Below are 23,705 nucleotides of genomic sequence, written 5' to 3'. Positions count from 1 at the left end.
TCATAATACCATAGGAGAGCGCGTTTGCTCTACTCCTTTGCGGACTGCACGCTCCATACGGATCGGCGCGAAGTGCACCGCGACGGGGACCTCATTGTCGTCACGCCGCAAGTCTTTGATCTCCTCGAGTACCTGATCATCAATCGCGAACGTGTGGTCAGCAAAGACGACATGATCGCTGCGATCTGGAAAGGACGCATCGTTTCAGATTCTGCGCTAACCACCCGGATCAATGGCGCGCGAAGCGCCATAGGCGATTCCGGGCAGGTGCAGCGGCTGATCAAGACATTGCCGCGTAAGGGATTCCGTTTCGTCGGACAGGTGAGAGAAACGAGAGAAGTCACGCGCTTGAAGCCCGACCAAGCTGCGGCCGAGAGCTCTCTTGCTGTTCCCGAGCGCCCCTCCATCGCCGTGCTGCCGTTCGAGAACTTGAGCGGCGATCCTGAGCAGGAATATTTCGCAGACGGCATGGTGGACGAGATCACGACCGCGCTCTCGCGTATCCGGTGGCTTTTTGTGATCGCCCGCAATTCGAGCTTCATCTACAAAGGACATGCCGTCGATGTGAAGCAGGTCGGGCGCGAGCTGGGCGTTCGCTACGTGCTTGAGGGATCGGTGCGCAAAGCTGGCAACCGAATACGGATCACGGGACAGTTGATCGATGCACTGACAGGCGTGCATCTATGGGCCGAACGCTACGACCGCGAACTTAGCGACATTTTCAAAGTGCAGGATGAAATCGCCGCGAGCGTCGCCGCTGTCATCGAGCCGGCATTGGCAGCCGCCGAGCAGAAGCGCGTGCTACGCAAGCCGCCGGAACGGCTTGATGCGTGGGAAGCCTATCAGCGCGGCCTTTGGCATTTCCACAAGTACCGACCGGAGGAGAACAAAACCGCCCTGGGCTTCTTCAACCAAGCTTTGGCGCTCGATCCGAATTTTGCTCCCGGCCACTATGGATATGCGCTGGCCCTCCAGTGGGAGATCTGGCACTTCTCGACTCGCCCCCTCCTGGAGGTTCAAGGAGCGGCGCGTGAAGAGGCGCAAATCGCGGTATCGCTGGATGGCAAGGATGCGATGGCGCATGCCGTGCTGGCGCATATGATGATGTGGGGTGGCGAATGGGAGGGAGCGATCGCCGAAGCGCGCAGCGCAGTTGCTCTCAATCCAAACAGCGCCTTTGTCATCAGCATGCTTGGTTGCGTGCTCGGGTTTGGCGGGCATCGAGAGGAAGCACTCGAAAGGCTGCACCAGGCGATGCGTGCCAGCCCACACGATCCCCTGATTTGGCTTTGGCTAGTCTGGTGCGGGATTTTGCAGTTTTTTTCACGGGACCAGCTCGCTGCGCTGCAGACATTGCGTCGGGTCGCGCGACTGCGTCCGGATTACGCCGGCATTCACCAATGGATCGCCGCGTCACTCGCTCATCTCGGACGTTTGGATGAGGCGCGCGAGGCACTCGAACATATTCCCTCGCAATCTGTGGAGCAGCTTCGACGCTGGCAGCATAGGCCGCCCTGGATGCGGCCCGAGGACTATGCGCTTCGGGTCGAAGGTATTCGCCGCGCAGGAGAGCAGCGTTGAGAGCGGCGGTCGGGCGATGATATCGAATGCATGGCAGGATGCGCTGGATCCGGCGATATGCGAGGTGTCTGCGTGACCGATCAATCCCAACTCGACGCAAGCATCCTCAACGCCGTCGCCGACGCGCTGATCTATTCGGATCGCTCCGGCGCGATCACACGCTGGAACCGTGCATCGACCGCGCTGTTTGGCTTCACGGCAGAGGACGCGCTCGGCCAGAATCTCGATCTGATCATTCCCGAGCATCTGCGCGCCGCGCACTGGAAAGGCTTTGAGGCCGCGCTCGCCAACAGAACGATGAAGCCTGCGGGCCGGCCGACGCTTACCCGCGCGCTGCACAAGAGCGGGCGCAAGCTATACATCGAAATGACCTTTGCGCTGGTTCGTGACGCCGCTGGCAACGTGCAGGGTTCTGTGGCGATGGCGCGCGATGTCACCGAGCGGGTCGAGCGCGAGCGGGCGGCGAAGACTTCGCAAACTTCGTAACGCGGAATTGATGGGCCGCCAAGCAGGGCGTCCGGCGCAAGCGTGAGGTTGCCTGCACTCCAGAGCAGTGACACATTCGATCAAAATAACGATCGGGAGCGAACATGTCCGCAGCAGACGCCGCGCAAGAAGCGCAATGGAAACGCTGGCGCGCGGTCGCCGATCTCTATCACGCTTACTTCACCGGCCTGATCCTCACGGTGGTCACGCGACGCGGCACGGCGGATGCCGCCGAATTCGTCTTCCGCGTGTTTCGCCGCCAGCAGCAGGAGCGTTTCCTGCCGGGGCTGAGGAAGCTCGGGATCGATCATCTGCCGCCGGCGGTGGCGGCGGCGCAATATCACTATCTCTCCAACTGGATCGGCGGCGTGCATGTCGAATACATGCATGAGAGCGACACCAAGGCCTGGATCCGCTATCCGCCGCCGCGCTGGATCTGGAAAGGGCCGGCGATCTGCGGCGTGCCCGGCGAAGTCAGCCGTGCGATGCTGCGCGGCTGGCACGCCAACAACGGCGTCGTGCTCGGTGATCTCAGGCTCGGCTTCGTCTGCACCAAGCAGAGCGTTGACGGCCAGGATGGACTCGAAGGCTATTATCACCAATACGACCATCCGCTCGAACCGGATCAGCGCCTCGTCTACGCGCGGCATCTCGAAGCGCCGCTGTTCGATGCGAAAACCGCGCCGGCACTGCCGGTGTCGAGCTGGCCGAAGCCGCGGCTGGAAAGAGCCTACCGCAACTACGCCATGGAATATGTCCGCACCGCCGCACCGGTGATGGTGCAGCTGTTCGGGCCGGAAGATGCCGGCTATCTCCTGCACGTCACCGGCAAGCTGATCGGCATGCAGTTATTCGACGAGATCGCGGCGCCGCTGGCGATGCGCCGCGGCGGTGCGAGCGAGTTCGCATCCTTCCTCAACGCACTGCTCGCCGCGCAGGACGATGCGGCCGAGACCACGCAATCCGATGGCATGTTCGAAATCCGCCAGCAGAGCTGGAAGCTGATGGACGACGTCGCCGATTATCACGGCGCCTGTGCCAAGGTGCTTGAAGGGTTGTTCGAGGGGCTTGCTGCGGGATGCGGCCGGCACATCGGCGTGCATCTGCGCTCCGTTGCAGGCGGTCGCCCGCCGCTGGTCTGGACCGTCGCGTAATTCCGCCCCTTGAAATGCGCTGCCGCAGGGCACGCCTGCACCCGGCGCAGGAGCAATCGGCAACCAGCGTGCTAACAAGTGCGCATCCGCGCCTTCGGCGCGAGCAAATTGATTGATGCACCTAAGCATTGCCGCGCCGCAAATGGCGCATGTGTCCGGGAGAGGAAATGACTGAGGTCGCCGAGATCCCGGTCGATGAGCAGGAACGTCCGCTACCGCCGCCCGCGCGCCCCGTACGCAGCGCGCTGACCGACGGGCCGATCCTGCGCACGCTGCTGGGGCTCGCCTGGCCGAATGTTGTCGCGCTCTCGGCAGGCACCTGCGTGGTGATCGCGGAGACCTCCTATATCGGTCGTCTCGGGGTGGAAGCGCTGGCCGCGATGGCGCTGGTGTTTCCGACCGTGATCCTGACCATGACCATGTCGGGCGGCGCCATGGGCGGTGCCGTGGCCTCCGCCATTGCCCGCGCGCTCGGCGCCGGCGATCGCGAGCGCGCCGGGACGCTGGCCGCGCATGCGCTGCTGATCGGCATCACCTTCGGCCTCGTGTTCATGCTCGGCATGTTGATCTTCGGGCCTCAGGTGCTCACGATGCTCGGTGGCCGCGGCACTGTGCTGGCGCATGCGATCGCCTACACTCAGGTGTTCTTTGGCGGCGCCGTGTTGCCCTGGACGCTCAACACCATGGCCGGCGTGCTGCGCGGCACCGGCAATATGCGGCTGCCGTCGCTTCTCATCCTCAACTCCGCGGCCTGGCAGATCGTGCTCGGCGGCACGCTGGGCCTCGGGCTCGGGCCCTTTCCGCAGCTCGGCATGCGCGGCGTCGCCGCCGGCGCGCTGATTGCCTATTCCATGAACATCTGCGTGATGGGCTGGTACCTGTTTTCAGGTCGCGCGCGCGTCGTTCCGAAACTGCGGGGACTGCGCATCCAATGGGTGATGTTCTTCGACATCCTCAAGGTCGGCGCCATCGCCTGCTTCTCGCCGCTGCAGTCGGTGCTGACGATCTCGATCTTCACCCACATGCTGGCGAAGTTCGGAACCGCGATCCTTGCCGGTTACGGCATCGGCGCGCGGCTCGAATTCCTGCTGACATCGATCGCGTTCTCGTTCGGCATCGCTTCGGTGCCGATGATCGGCATGGCCGTCGGCGCCGGCCGCATCGCCCGCGCGCGGCGCATCGCCTGGATCGCAGGCGCGAGCGCTTTCGCTGCCGTCGGCGCGCCGGCCTGCCTCGTCGCGCTGTTCCCCGATCTCTGGGTCAACATTTTTACGGACAGCGCCACGGTGCGCGCGACCAGCCATCAATATCTCTCGACCGTGGCGCCGTTCTACGCCTTCATCGGCCTCGCCTCGACGATGTACTTCTCCTCGCAAGGCGCAGCCAAGGTGATCGGCCCGGTGCTGGCGCAGACGGCGCGGCTGATCTACATCTCCGCCTGCGGCTGGTGGTTGTCGACGCACGACGCCACCGCGCAAGGCTTCTTCTGGCTCGCCGCCAGCTCGATGGTCGTGCTCGGCGTGCTCTCATGCTCCAGCGTGGTGCTGACGCGCTGGGGACCGCGCCACGCGAAACCTGCGGCCCGGCCGGTCCTGTCGGTTGCCGACTAGCGATGCCGGTGGCGGCGATGGCCGCCACCACCGCCGAGATTGGCGAGCCGCATCATCTGCGGAATCATCGTCATCATGTCGCCGCCGCCGGCGCCGCCGAGCATGCCCATGATATCGCCGCCGCCCATGCCGCCCATTCCCATCGGGATTGTGCCGCCGCCCATCATGCCGCCTGGTCCGCCGCCGCCATTCTCCATCATGCGGCTCATCATCGGGCCCATGGTCTGCATCAGCATGGCGAAGCGGCGCTTGCCCATCTTCGCCTTCATCATCTCCAGCATCGGCGCCATCTGGGTCATCATGTCCTCGCCTCCGGCACCTCCGAGGCCTGCGAATTGCGCCTTGGCCGGCGCGCTCGAAATCGAAAACAGCAGCAGCACGGCAGCCGCCTGGCAGATCACCTTGTCCGCACCTCTCATGGCATGCTCCTCGCGTGCGTGGCGCCGCCGGGAGGGCGAGGCCGTCAGGACGCACGCGACCATGGTTACGGCCGTTGAGGAGCGGGCTCTGTGAGAAAGATCACGCTGCAGCTGGAGCTGGGAAAGCCTTGTGCATGGCGGCAACCGCCGCCTTCGTCTGCTCCTGCACGTAAGTGGCAAGCTCATTCGGCAGCATGTCGATGATCCAGATCAGGCGGCATTTCGTCTCGCCTTCGGCGATCACCTGCACCGAAGCGCTGTAATGCTTCAGCCGCTCGTTGTTGATCGCATAGACAAGCCGCTGCCTGACATCATCGCGATCGACCAGCACTTCGCGCGCAACCGAGCCATTGGCAAAAGTCACGACGCGCGCATCGCCGTCGAGCTCGCATCTGGTGACGAAGCCCGGCACCAGCCGCTGAGGCAGCGCGCCGAAATCGCGCACCGCATCCCAGACGTCGCGGGGCGGGGCGGGGAGGGGAACGTCGTTGTGGATGGAGGCCATGAGGGTTTCCTAAGATGTGTGAAGAGACGTGGATCGGGCCATCATCTCAGGTGTCATCGCCCGACTTGATCGGGCGATCCAGTATTCCAGCGGCCGTTGTGATTGAGCCGCGAAGCTGCGGCGTACTGGATGCCCCGGTCAAGCCGGGGCATAACAGCGTATGTGGCGCGTCTCGTCGCAGCTCATGCACAAACCGCCTCGACATTGTTGCCATCGGGATCGATCAAAAACGCCGCATAGTAAGTCGGGCTGTAATCCTTGCGCGGGCCGGCGCCGCCATTGTCGTGGCCGCCGCTCTTCAGGCCCTCGCGGTGAAACGCCTTGACCGCGTCATGATCCCCGGCGCGAAACGCGATATGCGCGCCGTCGGCCTTGCGGCCCTTGTTCAGATGCAGCCAGAGCGCCGGCTCGCCCTTCGGCCCGAAGCCGGCATAGCCGTCGCCGCTCGAGCACAGCACGTAACCGAGCGGCGCCAGCGCTGCGGTGTAGAAGCGCATGGCGGCGTCGAGGTCGGCAACGCGCAGTCCGATATGATCATACATGGTCGTCTCCATTGCAAAGCGCGCCGCTCGTGGCGCGCGCCGGAGACGACCCTAGTCAGTTGAGAGTGAACCGATCTTGGAGAATCTTGCGCATCCCCTTCGAGGCCTGCCGGAACTTGGTCGGCGACAGGCCGGCGGCGCGGTGGAAGGTGCGGACGAAGTTGGAGAGGTCGCCGAAGCCGACGTCATAGGCGATGTCGGTGACCGCGATGTCGTCGTCCGCGAGCAGCCGGGCCGCGTGCCGCAGCCGCGAGCGTACCAGATATTGATGCGGGGTGACGCCCAGTACGTTGGAGAACAGCCGCAGGAAATGGAACGGGCTCAAATCCGCCAGCTGCGCGGCCTGCTCCAGATCGATCGCGGCGTGCGAATTGTCGTCGATCCACAACGCGGCCTCGACCGCGCGGCGGCGATCGCGCGCCGTCGGCGTGACCTGCTTGCGCCGGATGCCCGAGACGATCTCGACAAAGCGGCCGGCGAGAATCTGCCCGACCTCGTCGAGGCCCAGATCACTGTTGCCATCTGCCGCCGTCTGGGCGAGCTCGCCCAGCACCATCAGCTCGGGCAGCGGCGGTGCGGCGCCGACTTGCCAGGTCTCGCGGCGTCCGCCGAGGGCATCGACCAGAGTCTCGCTGAAGAAGAAGCCGAGGCAGACGTCGCCTGACACATGCTCATGCGTGCAGGTGTATTCCTCGCCGGGTGCGCCGACCAGCAGCGAACCCGCCACCAGGTCGAAGAAGCCGGCGCGGCAATGGCAGCCGAAGCTGCCTGAGCGGACATAGGCGATGGAATGGCCGGTGCGGCACTCGGCAAACGGCTGATCGCCCGGCCCCGCGTCGCAGCGAAACTCGGAGACCGTCATCGCTTGTGACGTCAGCAGCGTGGTCGCATCCATCCGACGTATTTAGGAGGGCGACCGCGGCGGGGCAACGGGCAGCAGCACCTCGAACAGCGTCTTGCTGGCGATCGGGTGAGCGCCTTCCAGCGCCAGCAGGCGGCGCTTGGAGATCACACCGCCGTAAGGCGAGATCCGGTCGGCATAGCCGCCCGCTTCCAGCACCCGGTGGCAAGGCACGATGATCATGTAGGGATTCTTGGAGATCGCCTGCGCCACCGAATGCGCCGCACCGGAGGCGCCCAGCGCCTTGGCGATCTCGTGATAGGTGCGCGTCTCCCCGCGCGGGATGGTGCAGGTGTATTCGTAGACCCGCCGGTTGAAAGCCGGCACGCCGCCGGCATCGAGGCTGACGTCGGAAAAATCGGGGTCGCTGCCCTGCAGCAAGCCCACGATGCCCTCGATCGCGAGCTCGGTGTTGACAGGCACCGCCTGCTCGCGCGCTTCAGGATGGACCTGGAAAATCCGGCGGCGGGTGTCGATCTCCCGCGCCTCGGGCAGTTGCACGGCAACCACGCCGGTGCTGCTCCAGATGATGCCGCAGCGCCCTATCGCCGTGTCAAATATCGTGTAGGCACGCCCCACCATGCACACGCCCCACTCAGTGCACGTTTCTCCCCCGACAGGGCGATCATAACACTGCCACAATTCGGCGCACCCAAAATCTTGCCAGGACGTTAACATCCGTCCGGCCTGACGCGCCAAACCGCTTGGCGCCGGACACCGTCTCGGCTAATCAGGATGAGCGCAAGACACGCGCATCGGCGGGCGTAGTTCAATGGTAGAACGGCAGCTTCCCAAGCTGCATACGAGGGTTCGATTCCCTTCGCCCGCTCCAATACTTAGCTGAAGCTTTGTGAACCTTAGGCACCAATAGGCACCTTCATCCCCCAAATCTCTCTTCAGCGGTCGCCTTCTCGTCTGTTGTGGTTGATACTGCAAGCAATCCCCGAAATGGGGAGGGGAGGATCAACTATTTGGACCTGCACGGGATCGTTCCCAATTCGGTGTGTGTGGCGCCACGGCCGCACAACTCGCGACGGACGCACGGTGAGATCTGTCTGTTGGTGCGGCAAGCCGGACGTTAGTCCGGCCAAGTCTGCCAGTACACCAGTGAGCAGTTCAGAAACTGCTGGCCGATCACGAAATCGTCTGCAGGGGTGAGGCGCTCCGGCAAGTTTTCGGACAATGGGTAGGCTTTCCCCAATCCCATCGCACTGATACAATCGGCAGCTGACAGACGGCCCGCAGGCAAGATCTGCGATTCCTCCGCGCAGATCGCCAATCCTATCCTGCAGGTTTTTTATTCGTTGGCAGCATGCGCCGCCAGATACGATTGCTTCGGAACAACGATTTCTCAAGGCTTTCGAGGCATAAAGACCGGTTCCAGATCAGTGCTAATGCGCTGCTTGAGAAGTGCATAGGCTTTTTCATCCTTGGCAAGTTCAATTGGCAGGCGCTCTATTCGCGCCAAAATCTCTGCACGTAGACGGAGCAGGGTCAACTCGTTCCGCTGTTTGAGTTCTAACGCGAGGGCGGCCAATGCAGCCGTATTATCCGTGATTGCGCTTTTGGCTTCTTCTAATTTGCCGCCACTCTGGGCGTTTCCGGCAGCAATCAGGCGCGCTGCTACGGCTATTGCGACGGTTGGACCGGCTTGAAGCAAGTCTGGGGCTATCTGTGGCGAAGGCGTCATCTTCAAACATTCCTTCACGCCGGCCACTTCGGCACACATCGCTCGTTCTGAACCCAAACCTGGGATGAGGACCTCCTCCTGCGTTAGAATTTGGGCACTTGCCAAGTCACGTGGCACACGCCAAAACAAGTAACGTGATTGATCGATTACTTCTTCCCATCATGGCTTTATGTCCTGAGCCTTGCTCTTTTCGGGAGACAGATGCTCTGCACGTGCAACTGCCCAAGCAACAGCTGTTTGCTCTAGTTTGTTTAACCCAGAGAAGCTGCGATAGTCTGCGAGCCGCTCTGCAACCCGAGTTCTTGCGTCCATCAGTCGCGTCATACGTGCCGGATAGATTAGCCGACCCGCGACGAAAGCCTGCGGTTCCGCAATTGGGATGAGGACGGTATCAGCATCGGCCGCCGCCCCGCTGAGATTAAGCCGAATCTGGTTCTTTGCCCCATCGACGACAAACTTGAGATCGTCGCCAAAAACGCCTCTGAGCAGAAACGAAGGATCGGTAGTCGATGTGAGAGCGCCTTCGTATGCCGTACGATATACCAGCTCAGAAGGCTTTCCATCCGAAAGCGGATGGAGCTTGCGGTATCGGTCATTCAGATAGATCTGGACCACATTGTGCGAAAGGAAAGGGTTTTCCTTTAGCATGCTGATCAGCTGCTTCTTCAACTCTGCTTGACGCTTCGCCTCCTCCTCCCCCGCTGGAGGGGGATTGAACAACGCGTCAACAATCGAGCGTGCTGTTAGGTCCCCGTAAAGAACGCTGTAGCCGGCAACAGCGGCGTCGAGCATCGCTTGTGTCTTCTCAAGGATATCGCGCCCGGGGCTAATACTATTTGCGGTCTTCGCAGCGTATGCCAGAAGCTGCGATCGCGGAACGATATTGCCCGTGCTTTGGTCAATTAGATCTGCGAAGCGGGATACCGCCAAAAGCCACTGCGTCACCCTTAGTGCGCCGTCGACGGACATCGGAGTTGTTATCAAAGTCGTAGCGTTCGTTAGCGGGTCGCCAGTTCCGCAGATCAGGCGCTGGACGCGATCTTGAAGGTAGCCAGTCAACCCGCACCCTTCCCCAGCCGGCTTTTGTGCCAGCCGGTGAGGTAGATCTTTAACGTAGAAGCCAGGGCTAACCAGCAGTTCCAGCCCGCGGTCAAGTGGGAGACCGTGACGTCCGAGCAGATCGATCAACACGCGGTACGAAGGCGCGTGAACATTCTCGATGAAAGCATTAAGTTGGCTTTTCGAGTGGAATTCGCCCCGCTCAAGGGGAGGCAACGGATCAACCATGCCGTCGCGCACGAGCCTTACGTCAAGGAAGTTGCCAAACCATTCCGACGAGGTGATTGTTGTCGTTCGCTCCTGGCCGAGCTTTGCGCAGCTCTTGGCCGATTCTCCGATTGTATCGATTGCTGCATAGAGATCGTCCATTCGAACAAAATCGCCCTGCGCCACGTACCGATATTGGGCCTCGTTTCTAAGCAGGTGCTCATAGACTGCCTGACAAGAGGTCCAAGGTTGCCACAAGTTCGTTAGACCGATATCGCGCACTCGCTTCAGCTCGAATTCCATTCGGATAAGACGCTCGTCGAGCGACACGTAATAAGTGCGCATTTGCTCCGACAATTTGCCGAGGGCTTCCATCATCCTCTTTTGATTTTCGAGAATGGCGTCGAGCTTGGCGTTAATGACCTCAAATTGCTGTCGAAGATAGCTCATCAGCATTTTGAACCGTTCGGCCTCAGGATCTGACCTCTTTCGAAACACGCCAGTAACGGAAGCAATTGCTCCGAGGTAATTGCCCGAGGCAAATGATGCAAAAGCGTTTGCAGCCGCTGAGCCATACTGGACCGCGTTGTTGAGGCCTGGGATATTGATGCCCAGATCGGTTGCTATAGTGGCGACATCGTTTAGCGCCATTACGGTCTCTTTTACGGTTGCGACATGCGACGCAATACGTGCCTCTGCCTCAAACCGCTTAATCAAGTCGTCTTTCAGCGCAGGGCCATCGCAGCTCGGGCTTGCAGGTGGACATGCGAAGCGCTCCTTAAGGAAGCCACCCCTCAGCGCCGCGGCCTTGGTGCCCGGCGGCATGCTGTCAAACACAAAATCATTCACAAACCCGGCATTACGCTCTTGCGTCTTGAGCCTTCCGTCGATTGCAGTAACGGCCTCGCGCATGGTGTTCATGTCGTCGCTCAAGGAGCGCAGTGCCTTCTCATGTCGATCGAGCACGGCTATTGTCCTTCGCTCAAACTTTGCGACCGCGTTGGCAAGCTTTCCGACACGCTGCTCCACGCCGATTAGTCGTTCATCTAGCGATTCAATTTTATCAAGCGTCGCCTTGCTCGTTGCCCGAATGGCTTCTATCACCATCCCTTGCGCACGCTCGCGGGCTAGTGGGTCGCTACCGACCATATTGTTTAATTCTGCAAAGACCGTTGTCTGCTGGTCGAGCTTATCTTTAAGACCCGCCGTCGTCTCTTTGCGTAGCGTTTCGTAATCGCCTCCAGCGACCTTGAGCAACTGCGGCTCGATCTTCTTGAGGTATACCGTGAGGTTTCGATTGATATCGGCCTCCATGCCTGAAAAAAACACGTCAGAGGCAGCTTGCGCACTGGTCTTGAAAATAGCCGCAGGCACCAGCCCAACGCCGGTGGCCGCCATGCTGACCGCCGTGCTATCAACCAAGAACTCGGCGCTGCCCTTGAACGTCATGAGTGTTCCTTGGCTGCTTTGCCGCTCTTTAATATAGCCTTGCATCACCTTCTCAAGCGCTTGCCGCTGGACAGCGCTGACTTCGGCTGTTGGGGGTGGCAGCGCGGTATCCATCCACACAGCCATCGCTCGGATGGTTGTGATGCCATATTTAAAGCCTGCGGCATGCAAATCCGCACGCTGCTGCTCAGTCCAATCTTCCGCATGCAAATTCGAGACGGGAGCGACCAAAGAAAGAGCGAGTGCAGCAAAAAACAGGCGCATCTTCTCAAATCCTATATGACTTGCCTACACGCTAACATTGCAACAATCTGGCTTATCGTCCACTGTTGGGTGATAAGTTGCAATAGGAGAAAATTTGATGAACTCTCACAGAGCGCTCTCAGCCATCCTTTTCATTCTTGGCAGTTGGGCAACGCAGGCGCACAGCGAGGAGCGCGTGGCGCGCCTCTCCATTGTTGGGGGAGCTCAACCCCTGCACTGGCAAAGGTTTTCTAACTCGGGAGAAATAGCGTGGGCTAGCGGCTTTCCCAAACCCGCTGATCCGATCTTTGTTGTTTATACATCGGAAGAGACGCGTCAGCTGGTACAGGGCAAGTTCGATTTGTTGTCAAACGAGATCGCATCGCTGCGAACACGACTAGATCAACAAGAACGACTAATAGCAGAAGTCCGAGATCAGCTATTGAAGAAGATCGGCGATCTGCCGTTGGCACTGGCTCGCGACGAGCAAGCTTACGCCCTGCTCCAACAGCGACTGAAATCCGATCTTGCCAGTACGTTCGTTCGAGCACAATGAGGGATTGGCCATCTTTCTCGAGCGCCGCAAGGTCGCTACAACCTATTTCTGTCAGAACGAGCAATTCGTAAGGAAACGAGAATGATCACAATTGTTCGGCGAGTCGGGCTCATTTGTCTAATCAGTGCTGGCTACCTACTTGGCGCGTTGCAACCGGCGGCACCCCAGTTCGGGTCAGTTTCCGAACTGACATCGACAACTGCTAACTTGCGCGTCTCGTGGCGAGGGCAGGATACAGGGGGCACTGCGCGCAGCCCGGTGCAACTCGAGAGCGCCTCAGTTACTGTAAACGCCGCCGGGACGGGAACGGGGGGGCCAGGTGAACTCAGTCTAAATCTGGTGACAAGGCCACAACTCGATGCCAATTCGGCGCAGCTCCAGGAAGCGATCCGTATCTTAACCGAGCGTGTGATCAAGCTTGAGGCAGATCAGGATAAGAACCAAGCAGCTATGGGAAACGTGAGGACAGCGATACTCAACCGTCTTGATGCGCTGCCAATGGAAATAGTCAAAGATGAGAAGGCGTACGACTTTCTTCAGCAGCGGTTACGCACGGACTTTGAAAGTATTTTCGTGAGCCGCTGAGGCGCTTACAAGCTGACGGACCAGGAGAGGAAAGGGCAAGCGTGCGGCCCGCGCCGGGTCGCTCCTTATCCTTCAAAGAGCACACACTGGTGTATTAAATATATTAGATTCTATTAGAGCGGATCGCGATCTCCAAAATTCCCTTATTTCGCAACGTATCACGAGAATCCGATTTTAAATTCCTTGGGTCAAACCCCCCGCTATGTTGGGTCAAACCCCCCAGTTCTTTGGGTGAGACCCCCCGGCCGAGACGGCATTATCCACATCTGGCGCAACTCCTGTCCGGCCAGCTAAGAGGGACAGCACATTGACAAGCCGAAATTCATGTGTCGCGAAACATATATTGTGCGACACTTCAAAATGGCTCTGTTGAGCCATTCTTTTCCACTCACCTATTTGAACGGCGTCGTGCTTCGTGCCGAACGTTGCGTACGATAATCTCATCCTGCTCGATGCTGTAGAACACTAGATACGGAAATGGCCGCACCGGATAAATTCGAATGTCTGATGTGTCGGCTGGGTGGGCCATATATGGAAATTGCTTGATCCGCGTAAATACTTCTTCGATACGCCTCACGACCCCCCTTGATGCATCGGGATTGTCCCGGGCGATAAATTCAGCAATCTCAGCAAGCTCGGCAAAGGCCGTGCTGACGACCCTAAGCCTCATATAGTACGATAGCGGTCGAAGAACTCAGAAACTGCGCTATCTCGGACAAATCGGCCTTGGCGGACGTCCTCTGCACTACGTGCTAGTGCTTCCCGATCCTCTGCCGTGAGGACGTAACCATCAGTGAAGCTCTGTTCGATCGACAACAAGGTCTCGGCAGCCTCCTCCTGGACCTCTTCGGGCCAAGTCTCTGCGCGTTCCAAGAGTTCTCTCAGCTTATTACTCATAGCGACATTATAGCACACCCCGCCTGCTGGTGCCGTTTGGTTCCATCGAAAGGCCGTCGCTCATCTTCTACGGTGTGATATTCGTCGAAGCGGCGCTCCTCAATCTGGCAGATGGCGTTTTCTAGCACATCAATATCCTCATCCGTCCACAAGGACAGCCGATCACTAAGCTCTTTAATTCTTGTCTTAACTCGCTTTGCCATATGAGCGTCTCGTCATTCTCCAATCCTCAAACGGTTGGATCTTGTCTGGGTGCCGCTCGGCCGTGATGCGGGCTCGCGCCATATCGGCGAGATGTGACCGGATCGGACCGCCTCCCTTCCCTACTTCCGTCATGACCAGCGCTCGGATTTCTTCTTGTTCGCTGAGGGACAGCGAAACAAACAGTACGTCCGCCGCCCTGCGTCGGTACGTGCCATATTCGATACGCTCTTCTTCGGCGTGCTCTTCTGATAATGCCTGCTGTGCGGCTTTAGTGTCGGCTGCTCGGCGCTGCCGGCGCTCAATATAGCTTGCCAGGTACTGCCTGAGCCCACCTAATGTTTTCACATCAAAGTTTGTCTTCTTGGCTTCTACGAGCGCGTAGTCGATGAACTGAGGCATCTCGTCAAATGGCACCTTCGCCAGCAGAAATTTCGCGGTCTCAACGTCCTTAGTTGGAACATACGGGATAGCGGCGGCCGGCTGGCCGGTGCGTTTCTCCAAAAACATATATGCGATCTTGAGCGGCTCGGCCGTCTCGTGCTGGTCACTCTGAAATTCGAACTGCATTTCAGCCTGACAACCGCGATAAAAGCGTTCGTAGTCGGTGATGAACGCGGCGCCAGGACGGAAGCTCAAGACAAATCCCTTCCCATCCGCGGCGCGTGCGATGTCGTATGATGCCAGAAAACTTAGCGCGCGGAGCTTCCTCAGATGTGGACCTAGTTGGTCCCGCTCTATGACTGACGGTTGGGCATGAACAGTGAGCCCACCAAGCCATTCCGTACAGACATCTTCGTAGCGCTTCCTAAACGTTGGTCGCTTACGCGAATTGTCCATATACAAGTTTGCGAAATGGAAGAACAAGCGCATATACAGTGCCTGGCCGATCGTGCCGAGCTGCGCCATGAGCGCATGATTGAGACAGGTGAAGTGCTCGTCCTTGAGGGACTCAACAATGGGACGTGCGAGCGTTACCGTACATCGTTCAACAGGGTCGGTCTCCCTTTCCCGGCGCTCCAGATAAACTTCTGGAAAGATATTGAAGCTGTGCTCGGCGTGCCTGCCTTCATCTGTTTTGAAGTTGGTGCGAACGAATGCGTATTGTATCTCACGCAGCGCAAGGGTCAGCTCCTCGCTGTCGCGACCACCCCACTTCTTGCGCCCAATGAGTCGAGTGAGTTCGCGCTTGGTGAACGATATATCGCTACGAATTGGACGGCCGTAGTTTGAGTGCTTCTTGATAAGGGCAACAAAAATCTTGTGTGCGAGCGGACCGGGCTGACCCAGCGCCGGGTCTGGCCGGATGAACACTGCCTTTTCTTTGGCGTTGTGATTGAGTGCAATTTCTTGAGTGCGGGTCGAAGCGCGCTTCGCATCATGGCAGAACAACGCGCCGGAAATGCGGAGCAGCGTATTCTCCATGTAAATTTTTTCGACCGTTGACGGCGCGTCCTGACCGGTCGTTGTTGTTTGCTTGGCTGCCATAGATCAGTAGCTAAATTATAAGTCAGAAAAATCGTTTCGACTTGGCCGCGCCGTGTGGAGAGCCACTACGGCTGTTGCCCATCCTCCCCACCCCGGCGGTCGGGTGCGGCGAGCAGCGGAAACATTTTTTGTAAGCCTGCTATCAAATGGTTGGTCTCACGGGCGCGCTCGGTCAACTCCGCTATCTGAGTATTCTTGACCGAGATTTCGCCGCGCAAAAATTCGACTTGATTCTCAAGCATCGACACATATTTGTCGTCGCTTGTCGCGACAGGTCGTGGCTTGTCGATACTTGTCGTGACTGGCCGCGGCTCGACTTCAGGCTTAACTCCCAGTGCGCGAACAGTCGCGACCAGGCGCGAATTGTCGTGACTAGTCGCGCCTGGTCGCGATACTTCCTTTATGTATTTTATTAGCCGCTCAACCGAGTGAGGAGTAACCAAATATTTCTCGCCAGTAGGCGTCTCAACCTTGTGCGAGTCGAGCTTGCCTAAAGCGCAGTACCGCTGAATTGCGCGGAGCGTGCGGGGGAGACCGGCTTCCTCAAATATGTCGACGGCTTCGTCGAGAGAGAGGGAATAGAGCTCATCGGGCGAACCGTCGCGACTTGTCGTGTCCTGTCGCGTTTGGTTGTCTTGCATAGCTTGATGATAAACCGGCGGTGCTCTGCAGGCGTATGGTTATCCCCACGGACAATTAGTGCTTGAGAGTAGCCGATATCGTCTTCATCGTTAGCTCAAGCACGCACTAATGTGGACCTTAAACGGTCAATGAGCTTTCTCAGCTGGGCCTGTTTGTTGCGGCTTTGCATGTTGTAGATTTGGCCCTCCTCTTTCAGGCGTCTTGGAGTTGCGCAACCGTCTAAGTTGATTGGAAACAGGAAATCGTCGTACATCGCGGCTCGTTCCAAGGCCCACGCTAGTTCCTTTTGGGCATAAGCTCTTTTTAGCCAGTTCTCAGAGATGCACACAACGACGGCCCGACATGAATTGATTTCATCTTTGATGATCGTGTTGAACTTTTCGCCGGCAACAAGTTCATTTTGATCTAGCCAAACTTCAATTCCGTCGCGCCGCAGCAGTTCATACAGGGTTTGAACCCTGTGTCGGTCGGTGGATGCGTAGGAGAGAAACACCGTTGATGTTTGTTGCTGGGTTCACCGAAGAAGATATTCCTTCAGGCCCGGATTGCGGTCTTCCAGTATCTTGCGGAGTCCCCGCCAAGCACCTTGTTCTTCAAGATCAAGCTTCCTTGATGTGGCTCCTTGTTGTTTTTTCAGAAAAGACCGTCCTGCTAGACGCGGCTCATCTTTAAGCTCGGTCAACTTAATCGTTTTCCGCAGCCGAAAGCCGCCTCCCGGATCAACGGCGACTTTCCAAGGAAATTCCCGAGTGTGGACCGTCGCGCGAGCGTCGGAGATGGCAGTAAAAATACACGCAATGTCGCTGTAAGGAGCCGTTCTGTACATCAAAATGAGATCGCCGACCTTAGTTCTCGGGTGACCTTTCCAAGTGTCAAATCCGTCGGCGTCTAGCTTCGCCCAGTCGGAGTTATTCTCCCCAGCGACCATATACAGCCAGATGTTCGGCTTCCGCTTTGGAGTAGTATTGATTTGTCGGCGGGCCAATGGTGTTCTCATGTGCCTATTTGCCACCTCCAATGCTGCGACCCTGTTGATGCATTCATGCGTCATATCACGGTTGCGAGGCGTAGAAGTGCATCAGAAAGCCAAGGCAACTCTGTCGCGGCTGGACGCAGCAGTTCAAGGCTACTCACGAACGTATCCCACTGAAAATTGTCCGTGATTTCGTAAAGCCCAGCTCTCGCAGCCGAAAGAAAGCCTTCGACATCGCCACGATAGAGCCGAATCTCGGCGAGATCGAAAAAACACCAGGGGCTATCAAAGGCGGGAGTTAATTTTGCTTGGCCGTCGCGGAGCCGCTCAGCCCGGATTAGACGAAGTTTGTCCTGCGATGACAAATCCAATCGGCCAGTCAACGGCACTCGAAGTTTGAGAGCATTGAGCAAAGGATAAGGATGTCCACCAGAAAGGCTCACCGCCTCCTCATAGGCTTCCAACGCCTCCTGGAATCTGCCTGCTCTTTTCAGGACCCCTCCAAGTGAAGCGTAAGCATCGAAATCCTTACTGTTCAGTTCAACAGCTCGACGCAGGGCGATCTCACCGGGGGCAGGCCGCGTATCCAAAGGCTTATGTTCTCGTTGAGCGAGCTTATTTTCTGCAACCCCCTTCTCGCGATGTGCTTCGCCATAGAGCGGAACGATGGCGACGACTCCGTCGAATTGAGTGATAGCTTCGTTCCAGATCCCTCGATCCCGACAGAGAAGACCTAGCATCATCTTGACATGAGAGTTCGCGGGCCAAAGCTTCAGTGCGCCGCGATAGATATCCATAGCGCGGATCCAATCTAGCGAACGGATTGCGTTTTCGGCGTCGTTCAGCACCAGATCGATATCGTTAGTTTTGCGCTGTGTGGACAGCGCGAGCCAAACGGGGCTATCCAGACGATTTTGAAGGAGAGATTCCGTCAACACGCGTTTTACCAGCTCGCGAGACTTTTCTGCCTCCTCGTTCGGCTCGTACTCATAGGGGAATGCTTTGATCGAGCTGATGTCAAACGGCGGCGCAAACTGCACTTGCCGGAAGATGGCCGTTCCGGACTCCCGTGCGCGGTGTCGGGCACCGAGTTCATAGCCAACGTTGAAGTTCAATCCTGTAATGTCGGCAAGAACGAATCGCGAGTATTCTAGATACTGAAACATATCCAATTTTATATCGCCGCTGAAGAAATCCCTGTCGGTCCTGTGCGGCTCCAGGAAGCCTCCTTCCGGTAGAACTGTGCCGCTGATGGCGGGTTCAAAAATTTGTTCATACAGCAAATCGAAATCGACAATCTTGCCCTCTACAGTCTTTTTGCCAAACGGCATTACAACGAAGCATATCTTCTCGTAGTCCATGGATCCCTCACGTCCCGCTGAGATGACCAACGCCTTTCAGAGCGCTAAGGCGCCTCTTTCCCCTTTGCAACTTGTAGAAGAAGGTGCTTAAATCAGTCCTTCAATCTACCTCAGGGGGGAGCATGGCTAAGAAGGTCATCTTTATAAGTTTTGATTACGATAATGATGCCCATTACAAGAATCTGCTACTGGCATGGGACAAGAACAAGGAGTTTGATTTCGAACTCTACAATGGCTCCTTGAAGGACGCTATCAACAGCACCAACGCTACGTACATTAAGAGCAAAATCAAACCACTGATTGCAAAGGCTTCCCACCTGCTTTGCATCGTGGGAAAACAAAGTGCGTCCAGCGACTGGATAACCTGGGAGATCCAAACTGCGGTAGATGCTAAGAAGAAGCTCATTGGCGTGAAAGTCGAGAAGGCATACGATAGTCCAAAACCCCTCATAAACAATGGGGCGACCTGGGCGCTCTCGTTCAATTTCGATGCGATCAAAAAGGCAGTGGAGAGCGCCTGACGAGTCGTCACTATTTGGAGATTGCGATCGATGTCAGCTCTGCTGAGCCGACTTCAATCAACCGGCCCGAAGCGCATACTTGCGCTAGATGGCGGCGGGATACGCGGTGCTCTCACGATAGGATTCTTGAAGCGCATCGAGACTATTTTGCGTGGCCGGTACGATCGTCCGGAATTGGTCTTGGCGGACTACTTCGACCTGATCGGGGGCACTAGCACTGGCGCTATCATCGCTGCGGCACTTGCGATTGGTATGTCGGCAGATGAAGTCCGAGCCATCTACCTAGATTTCGGGGGAGAGGTTTTCAACGATCGTACTGATGACCTTGGAATACGCCGCTTCGGATTGTTGCGCGGGAGGTATAGCGCTGAGCCTTTGAGACGCAAACTAGGCGAATACTTCGAAGATAAGACGCTTGGAGATGAGAGCGTCAAGACGGGTTTGTGCATCGTGACGAAGCGAGCCGACACAAACAGTACGTGGCCCTTTCACAATCACCCACTCGGTAAGTACTTCGCTGCCAATCAGGGGCTGCTTTTAAGACGGATCGTAAGAGCAAGCACAGCCGCTCCAACGTACTTTGATCCAGAGCAGATCGATATTGGCGAAGGGTTGAGTGGCGCGTTCGTGGATGGTGGGGTAAGTCTTCACAACAATCCGTCACTCTTGCTTTTCTTAGTCGCTACGTTGAGAGGATTTCCATTCCAGTGGCCTGTTGGGGAGCGCAACCTTTTACTCGTTTCAGTTGGTACCGGGTTTTGGGATCAGGCTGCATCTTTCCAGGATGTCATGGGAGCGAAACTATGGAATTGGGCATCAAGTGTGCCGGCGATGCTCATGGATGACGCAAATTGGCTCAATCAGCTGATGCTTCAATACCTTTCGAATAGCCCGACCCGTCTACCGATCGATGAGGAAGTAGGAGAGCTAGAAACCGACTTTCTCGGAGGTGCTCCCCTGCTAACATATCTTCGATACAATATACGTCTTGAAGCCAAGGCTCTCACCGAATTGGGGCTTCCCGCTTACGCCGAACGAGCCGAAAGCTTGAGGGAAATGAGCAGGGCGGAAAATCGAAGCGATCTCGATACGCTCGGAAGCGTGGCGGCTCTCAAAATGGTTAAGGAAGAGCACTTCGTGGACTTCTTCGATCCCCATCGACGCGTGGGAGCATAACTTGAGGTGGGTGATTGCGGCTGCTGGCCGAAGGATAGATGCTCCGGATGCGCGCAACTCGAGTTTCGCAGTAGCTCGGATTGCTTCAGTTAGACGGCTAATTTTAGACTACCTTCTCAGGCGCGAGATCGAGATCATTATATCTTCCGGCGCTTGTGGAGCTGATCTGCTTCTTTTGGATGCGGCTGAAGAACTTTCGATTCAATATCGAATTTTGTTGCCATCTACGATTGCATCGTTTCGAACGTCCTCGGTGATCGATTGTGCTCCATCCCGCGTTTGGGCTGACATCTATGACCGCGTTACCTCGGCCGCAGTTAGAAGAAACAATCTGATCGAAAATATTGGAGACGATCGCGGTCCTGATTACGCAGCGGTGAACGCTGCGATTCTGGAGCAAGCGCTCTTGTTTGCCGGGGGGAGAGCGTCGTCTGCGATCGCATTAATGATATGGGACGGTAGACCGCACCCGAACCGGAGGGACCTGACGGCGGAATTTAAGGCAGAGGCCGAGGCAAAGGGCTTCTGCTTGGAGGAAATTTCTACAACTTGATTCAAGCGCACTCATCAGTAACCAGCGCTCTATTCGTGAATGAGCCAAGAGGATGTGGATCAACCGGTGCGCAATCCCGGCATTCGATACCGTGCATTCATTTCCTACAGTCACAAGGATGCTGACTGGGGAAAGTGGTTGCACCGGGAATTAGAGAAATTTCGGGTAAGTCGGGATCTGGTCGGACGCGACACCCCAATGGGGGCAATCCCAGCGAATCTTCGCCCAATCTTCGCGGATCGCGAGGAATTTGCCAGCGGCCCTTCGCTAAAAGAGGCGACCGCGCACGCGCTTAGCAGCTCAGAGTTTCTCATCGTTGTTTGTTCACCTCGAGCGGCTAAGAGCGTTCATGTGAACGAAGAGATCCGACTGTTCAAGGCCTCGGGCAGGTCCTCACGCGTAATCGCGATCATTGTTGACGGAGAGCCGAACGACGCACAGGCGGAATGTTTCCCTCCCGCACTGAAGCATCGCGTCACCGCTGAAGGGACGCTTTCCGATCTGGATGACGAACCTGTTGCGGCAGATGCAAGAGAATCTGCAGATGGTCGAGATCTTGCAAAGCTCAAAGTGATCGCTGGACTCCTGGGGATCGGCCTTGACGAAATCAGAAGGAGAGCGGCTCGAGCTGCACGCAGGCGACTGGCCGCAGTGTCGGCTATTGCAGCAACAATGGGAGTGCTAGCCATTGCTGCCGGTGTGGAAGCGTGGATCGCTCATGAGCGCCGGCGGGAAGCCGAACAGCGCTTAGACTGGGCGCTTGAGACGGCGAGATCGGTCACAGCAAAAACGACAAACTTCAAGAGTAGGTTTGGCGTGCCAGCTCCTGTGATCGCTGAATTGTTGCAAGAAGTAGAGCGCCTACTCGGAAGACTATCTGAACAGGGAGTGAGATCTGCAGAACTCGCATCGCGAGAAGCTCAGCTCTATGGAGCGCTGGCTGACGGCCACATGGATACGGGCGACGTCACGAAAGCTTTGATAGATGCTGAGCAGTCATTAGCCAAGCTCACTCAATATGCGTCAGAGAAAGGTATGTCTCCCGACACTCGCAACGACATTGCTTGGGCCCATTTGAGGGTCGGGGACATTCTGAAACAAGAAAATAGACTTGGAGACGCAAACAAGCAATTTGTTCTAGCGAAAGAGCTGTTGGAGGCGTTGGCTAGGGACTATCCTGCAGATCCGCGGTGGCAAGAAAGTCTCGCGGCTGCACTCAAGCGATTAGCTGATCTCCTGAGTACTCAGGGAAAGTTAGATGCTGCGAGAGCATCCATCGATCTAGTGATCAAAGCCGATAGGGCACTGCTCCAGCGGTACCCCGCTCACAATCCCTACAAGTACAATTTAATCCTAGCATTGAATAGCCTCGGGGACTTGATTCTAAACTCGACAAGCGCCGAGGACGCTTACACTTCCTATAACGAGGCTTTATCAATCAGTTCCTCACTCGCCTCAAGTGATGCAAGCAACGTAGACTGGATGGGCGCGCTTGCTCAGTCAAAGCAGAACGTTGGAATCAGCTTGGAACGCCGAGGTCGCTCGGCTGAAGCAATAGAGTTCTACCGCGGCGCGCGCGAGATTCGTCGAAAGATATCAGACTTAGACCCAACTAACGTTCAAAAGCTGGATAAACTGGCGTTCGTGGTAAGCTCGACGGCCTACCTACTTCAGACAACTGGTCATTTACAAGAGGCCGAGCTTGGGTTTGCGGATGTGGTTTCAATTCGAAGGAAAATCACTAGCCTCGATCCCCTAAATAATTGGGAGAAGGGAACCTTCTGCATTGCGTTAATGCAACTGGGGCAGGTCCGTTTTAATCTAGGTGCGACGGACGCCAGTATGACCGTTTTCGAGGAAGCCGTTTCCGCGTGCGCAGCTTCGATGCATGCCGATCCGAGTAACTCAGCCATCAAGTCTGCTCAGCTGGTCAACTTAGGGTCTATATCGATTGTAAAGGAGGCGCGGGGCGACGCAAAAGGATCGTTAGCGGCAGTGGAAGAAATGGTCAGACTAGCCGACGAATTGCAGGCTAACGAAGCAACGAGCGTGTTGAAGGTGTCTGAAGCGCTTGCGGCGCATAAGCTTCTTGCTGAAAAGCTTAGAGCGCAGAAAAGACCTCTAGATGCGCTCGATACACTCCTCACACAGCGAGCGGCAGTAGCGCGGCTAAGCGGGACGGACGACGTCATCTTACTGAATATGTTCAGTTACTACTATGACGAACTCTATCTAGCGAACCTTGACTTAGACCGGTATTCGGAAGCCATTGAGGCTGCTCAAAACGGAGTTGCACTCTGCAAGAGATGGAGCGATGTGGATCAGACAAATAGTCTTGCAAGGGAGCAGCTCGCCGCGTCGTATACGAATCTAGGAATTGCATATCGGTTTGCGAAGCACCTCGATGATAGTCATTCTAACTTGTTGAGAGGCCTCGACATACGAAAAGACTTAGCAGACAAGGATCCGAAGAACATCCAGATGAAATCCGCACTTGCGACTTCATGGTCTCGGTTGAACGATCTGCTGTGGGACCAAAGAAATTACGGGGAAGCGCTCGAAGCCGAGCAGAACGCCTTGGATTTGAGGAAAAGGATTGTTGAATTCGACCCGCAAAATATCAATTTTCTATCCGATCTGGGTGATTCCTATGCGGGCGTCGGTGACGCGCTAGCCCGCCTCGATCGAACGGATGAGGCCAAGACTGCCCTGGATGCTGCACTAAAAATCCGGCAAACTCTTGTGGAGCGCCAGCCACAGAACGAGCAGTTTCAGGCAGACGTGGAGAGGGCGAGGAATCGCCTGGCAAAGCTGAAGCAATAGGTGTCAGTGGCCAGCTTGTCGAACTTCAAGATACTGTTGATGCTGTTCGGCGGATACCTAAGCAGAAACCTGCAAGGAGCAGT

The 23,705-nt window shown here is 57.0% G+C and carries 23 protein-coding genes and 1 tRNA gene; 11 read left to right on the top strand and 13 right to left on the bottom strand.

The features are described from left to right. Positions 1 to 24: 24 nt before the first annotated feature. The 4 genes from XH91_RS32820 to XH91_RS32805 all read left to right on the top strand — a co-directional run bounded on the left by XH91_RS32820 (position 25) and on the right by XH91_RS32805 (position 4,831). Positions 25 to 1,581: a winged helix-turn-helix domain-containing tetratricopeptide repeat protein gene (locus XH91_RS32820; protein WP_128954448.1), complete on the top strand. Its 1,557-nt coding sequence runs from the start codon at positions 25 to 27 to the stop codon at positions 1,579 to 1,581. A 72-nt stretch (positions 1,582 to 1,653) separates the two neighbouring features. Further along, complete coding sequence (locus XH91_RS32815; protein WP_128954447.1) at positions 1,654 to 2,067, top strand: PAS domain S-box protein; 414 nt, start codon at positions 1,654 to 1,656, stop codon at positions 2,065 to 2,067. Between the two features lie 104 nt (positions 2,068 to 2,171). Then, positions 2,172 to 3,221 carry a hypothetical protein gene (locus XH91_RS32810; RefSeq protein WP_128954446.1) on the top strand — a complete coding sequence of 350 codons (1,050 nt, stop codon included), beginning with the start codon at positions 2,172 to 2,174 and terminating at the stop codon, positions 3,219 to 3,221. 167 nt (positions 3,222 to 3,388) lie between these two features. Continuing rightward, positions 3,389 to 4,831 (top strand): MATE family efflux transporter, encoded by a 1,443-nt coding sequence (locus tag XH91_RS32805; RefSeq protein ID WP_128954445.1) that lies wholly within the window; start codon positions 3,389 to 3,391, stop codon positions 4,829 to 4,831. On the opposite strand, the gene XH91_RS32800 is transcribed toward XH91_RS32805, so the two are convergent. The 5 genes from XH91_RS32800 to XH91_RS32780 all read right to left on the bottom strand — a co-directional run bounded on the left by XH91_RS32800 (position 4,828) and on the right by XH91_RS32780 (position 7,780). Continuing rightward, a complete protein-coding gene (locus XH91_RS32800; protein ID WP_164933540.1) occupies positions 4,828 to 5,250 on the bottom strand; it encodes a hypothetical protein in 423 nt (140 codons plus the stop codon). The genes XH91_RS32805 and XH91_RS32800 overlap by 4 nt on opposite strands. A gap of 100 nt (positions 5,251 to 5,350) precedes the next feature. Beyond that, entirely contained in the window at positions 5,351 to 5,755 is a 405-nt protein-coding gene (locus XH91_RS32795; RefSeq protein ID WP_128954443.1) for an SRPBCC family protein, read from the bottom strand. A gap of 182 nt (positions 5,756 to 5,937) precedes the next feature. Continuing rightward, entirely contained in the window at positions 5,938 to 6,297 is a 360-nt protein-coding gene (locus XH91_RS32790) for a VOC family protein (RefSeq protein WP_164933539.1), read from the bottom strand. Between the two features lie 55 nt (positions 6,298 to 6,352). After that, entirely contained in the window at positions 6,353 to 7,192 is an 840-nt protein-coding gene (locus XH91_RS32785; RefSeq protein ID WP_128954441.1) for a helix-turn-helix transcriptional regulator, read from the bottom strand. A 9-nt stretch (positions 7,193 to 7,201) separates the two neighbouring features. Continuing rightward, complete coding sequence (locus tag XH91_RS32780) at positions 7,202 to 7,780, bottom strand: methylated-DNA--[protein]-cysteine S-methyltransferase (protein ID WP_128954440.1); 579 nt, start codon at positions 7,778 to 7,780, stop codon at positions 7,202 to 7,204. Positions 7,781 to 7,956: 176 nt separating this feature from the next. On the opposite strand from XH91_RS32780, the gene XH91_RS32775 reads away from it, so the two are divergent. After that, a tRNA-Gly gene (locus tag XH91_RS32775) sits at positions 7,957 to 8,030 on the top strand. 519 nt (positions 8,031 to 8,549) lie between these two features. Here XH91_RS32775 and XH91_RS32770 read toward each other — a convergent pair. After that, entirely contained in the window at positions 8,550 to 8,927 is a 378-nt protein-coding gene (locus XH91_RS32770) for a hypothetical protein (RefSeq protein WP_128954439.1), read from the bottom strand. Between the two features lie 120 nt (positions 8,928 to 9,047). Further along, the gene (locus XH91_RS32765; protein ID WP_128954438.1) at positions 9,048 to 11,867 is read right to left on the bottom strand and encodes a hypothetical protein; all 2,820 of its coding nucleotides are present in this window, start codon (positions 11,865 to 11,867) and stop codon (positions 9,048 to 9,050) included. A 97-nt stretch (positions 11,868 to 11,964) separates the two neighbouring features. On the opposite strand from XH91_RS32765, the gene XH91_RS32760 reads away from it, so the two are divergent. After that, positions 11,965 to 12,402 carry a hypothetical protein gene (locus XH91_RS32760; protein ID WP_128954437.1) on the top strand — a complete coding sequence of 146 codons (438 nt, stop codon included), beginning with the start codon at positions 11,965 to 11,967 and terminating at the stop codon, positions 12,400 to 12,402. An 81-nt stretch (positions 12,403 to 12,483) separates the two neighbouring features. Next, on the top strand, positions 12,484 to 12,987 hold the full coding sequence (locus tag XH91_RS32755; RefSeq protein ID WP_128954436.1) for a hypothetical protein: 504 nt from the start codon (positions 12,484 to 12,486) through the stop codon (positions 12,985 to 12,987). A 388-nt stretch (positions 12,988 to 13,375) separates the two neighbouring features. On the opposite strand, the gene XH91_RS40155 is transcribed toward XH91_RS32755, so the two are convergent. The 6 genes from XH91_RS40155 to XH91_RS32725 all read right to left on the bottom strand — a co-directional run bounded on the left by XH91_RS40155 (position 13,376) and on the right by XH91_RS32725 (position 18,549). Beyond that, complete coding sequence (locus tag XH91_RS40155) at positions 13,376 to 13,657, bottom strand: type II toxin-antitoxin system RelE/ParE family toxin (protein WP_128954435.1); 282 nt, start codon at positions 13,655 to 13,657, stop codon at positions 13,376 to 13,378. A gap of 413 nt (positions 13,658 to 14,070) precedes the next feature. Further along, the gene (locus XH91_RS32745) at positions 14,071 to 15,573 is read right to left on the bottom strand and encodes a replication initiator protein A (protein ID WP_128954434.1); all 1,503 of its coding nucleotides are present in this window, start codon (positions 15,571 to 15,573) and stop codon (positions 14,071 to 14,073) included. A 65-nt stretch (positions 15,574 to 15,638) separates the two neighbouring features. Next, positions 15,639 to 16,214 carry a hypothetical protein gene (locus XH91_RS32740; protein WP_128954433.1) on the bottom strand — a complete coding sequence of 192 codons (576 nt, stop codon included), beginning with the start codon at positions 16,212 to 16,214 and terminating at the stop codon, positions 15,639 to 15,641. Between the two features lie 95 nt (positions 16,215 to 16,309). Continuing rightward, the gene (locus XH91_RS32735) at positions 16,310 to 16,708 is read right to left on the bottom strand and encodes a toll/interleukin-1 receptor domain-containing protein (protein ID WP_128954432.1); all 399 of its coding nucleotides are present in this window, start codon (positions 16,706 to 16,708) and stop codon (positions 16,310 to 16,312) included. Between the two features lie 21 nt (positions 16,709 to 16,729). After that, positions 16,730 to 17,200 carry an EVE domain-containing protein gene (locus XH91_RS32730; protein ID WP_128954431.1) on the bottom strand — a complete coding sequence of 157 codons (471 nt, stop codon included), beginning with the start codon at positions 17,198 to 17,200 and terminating at the stop codon, positions 16,730 to 16,732. A gap of 62 nt (positions 17,201 to 17,262) precedes the next feature. Next, the gene (locus XH91_RS32725; RefSeq protein ID WP_128954430.1) at positions 17,263 to 18,549 is read right to left on the bottom strand and encodes a tetratricopeptide repeat protein; all 1,287 of its coding nucleotides are present in this window, start codon (positions 18,547 to 18,549) and stop codon (positions 17,263 to 17,265) included. 122 nt (positions 18,550 to 18,671) lie between these two features. Here XH91_RS32725 and XH91_RS32720 point away from each other — a divergent pair, with 122 nt between their 5' ends. The 4 genes from XH91_RS32720 to XH91_RS32705 are packed head-to-tail and all read left to right on the top strand — an operon-like array spanning position 18,672 to position 23,622. After that, on the top strand, positions 18,672 to 19,070 hold the full coding sequence (locus tag XH91_RS32720; protein WP_128954429.1) for a TIR domain-containing protein: 399 nt from the start codon (positions 18,672 to 18,674) through the stop codon (positions 19,068 to 19,070). A 30-nt stretch (positions 19,071 to 19,100) separates the two neighbouring features. Further along, positions 19,101 to 20,246, top strand: coding sequence for a patatin-like phospholipase family protein (locus XH91_RS32715; protein ID WP_128954428.1), 1,146 nt, complete (start codon positions 19,101 to 19,103; stop codon positions 20,244 to 20,246). A 1-nt stretch (position 20,247) separates the two neighbouring features. Next, positions 20,248 to 20,799, top strand: a complete 552-nt coding sequence (locus XH91_RS32710; RefSeq protein WP_128954427.1) for a hypothetical protein — start codon at positions 20,248 to 20,250, stop codon at positions 20,797 to 20,799. Between the two features lie 39 nt (positions 20,800 to 20,838). After that, complete coding sequence (locus XH91_RS32705) at positions 20,839 to 23,622, top strand: toll/interleukin-1 receptor domain-containing protein (RefSeq protein ID WP_128954426.1); 2,784 nt, start codon at positions 20,839 to 20,841, stop codon at positions 23,620 to 23,622. Positions 23,623 to 23,705 lie beyond the last annotated feature (83 nt).

It is taken from the genome of Bradyrhizobium guangzhouense, from assembly GCF_004114955.1.
Taxonomy (GTDB): domain Bacteria; phylum Pseudomonadota; class Alphaproteobacteria; order Rhizobiales; family Xanthobacteraceae; genus Bradyrhizobium; species Bradyrhizobium guangzhouense.
The sequence above is the reverse complement of the archived record's forward strand: the minus strand, read 5'-3'. Positions and strand labels throughout refer to the sequence as shown.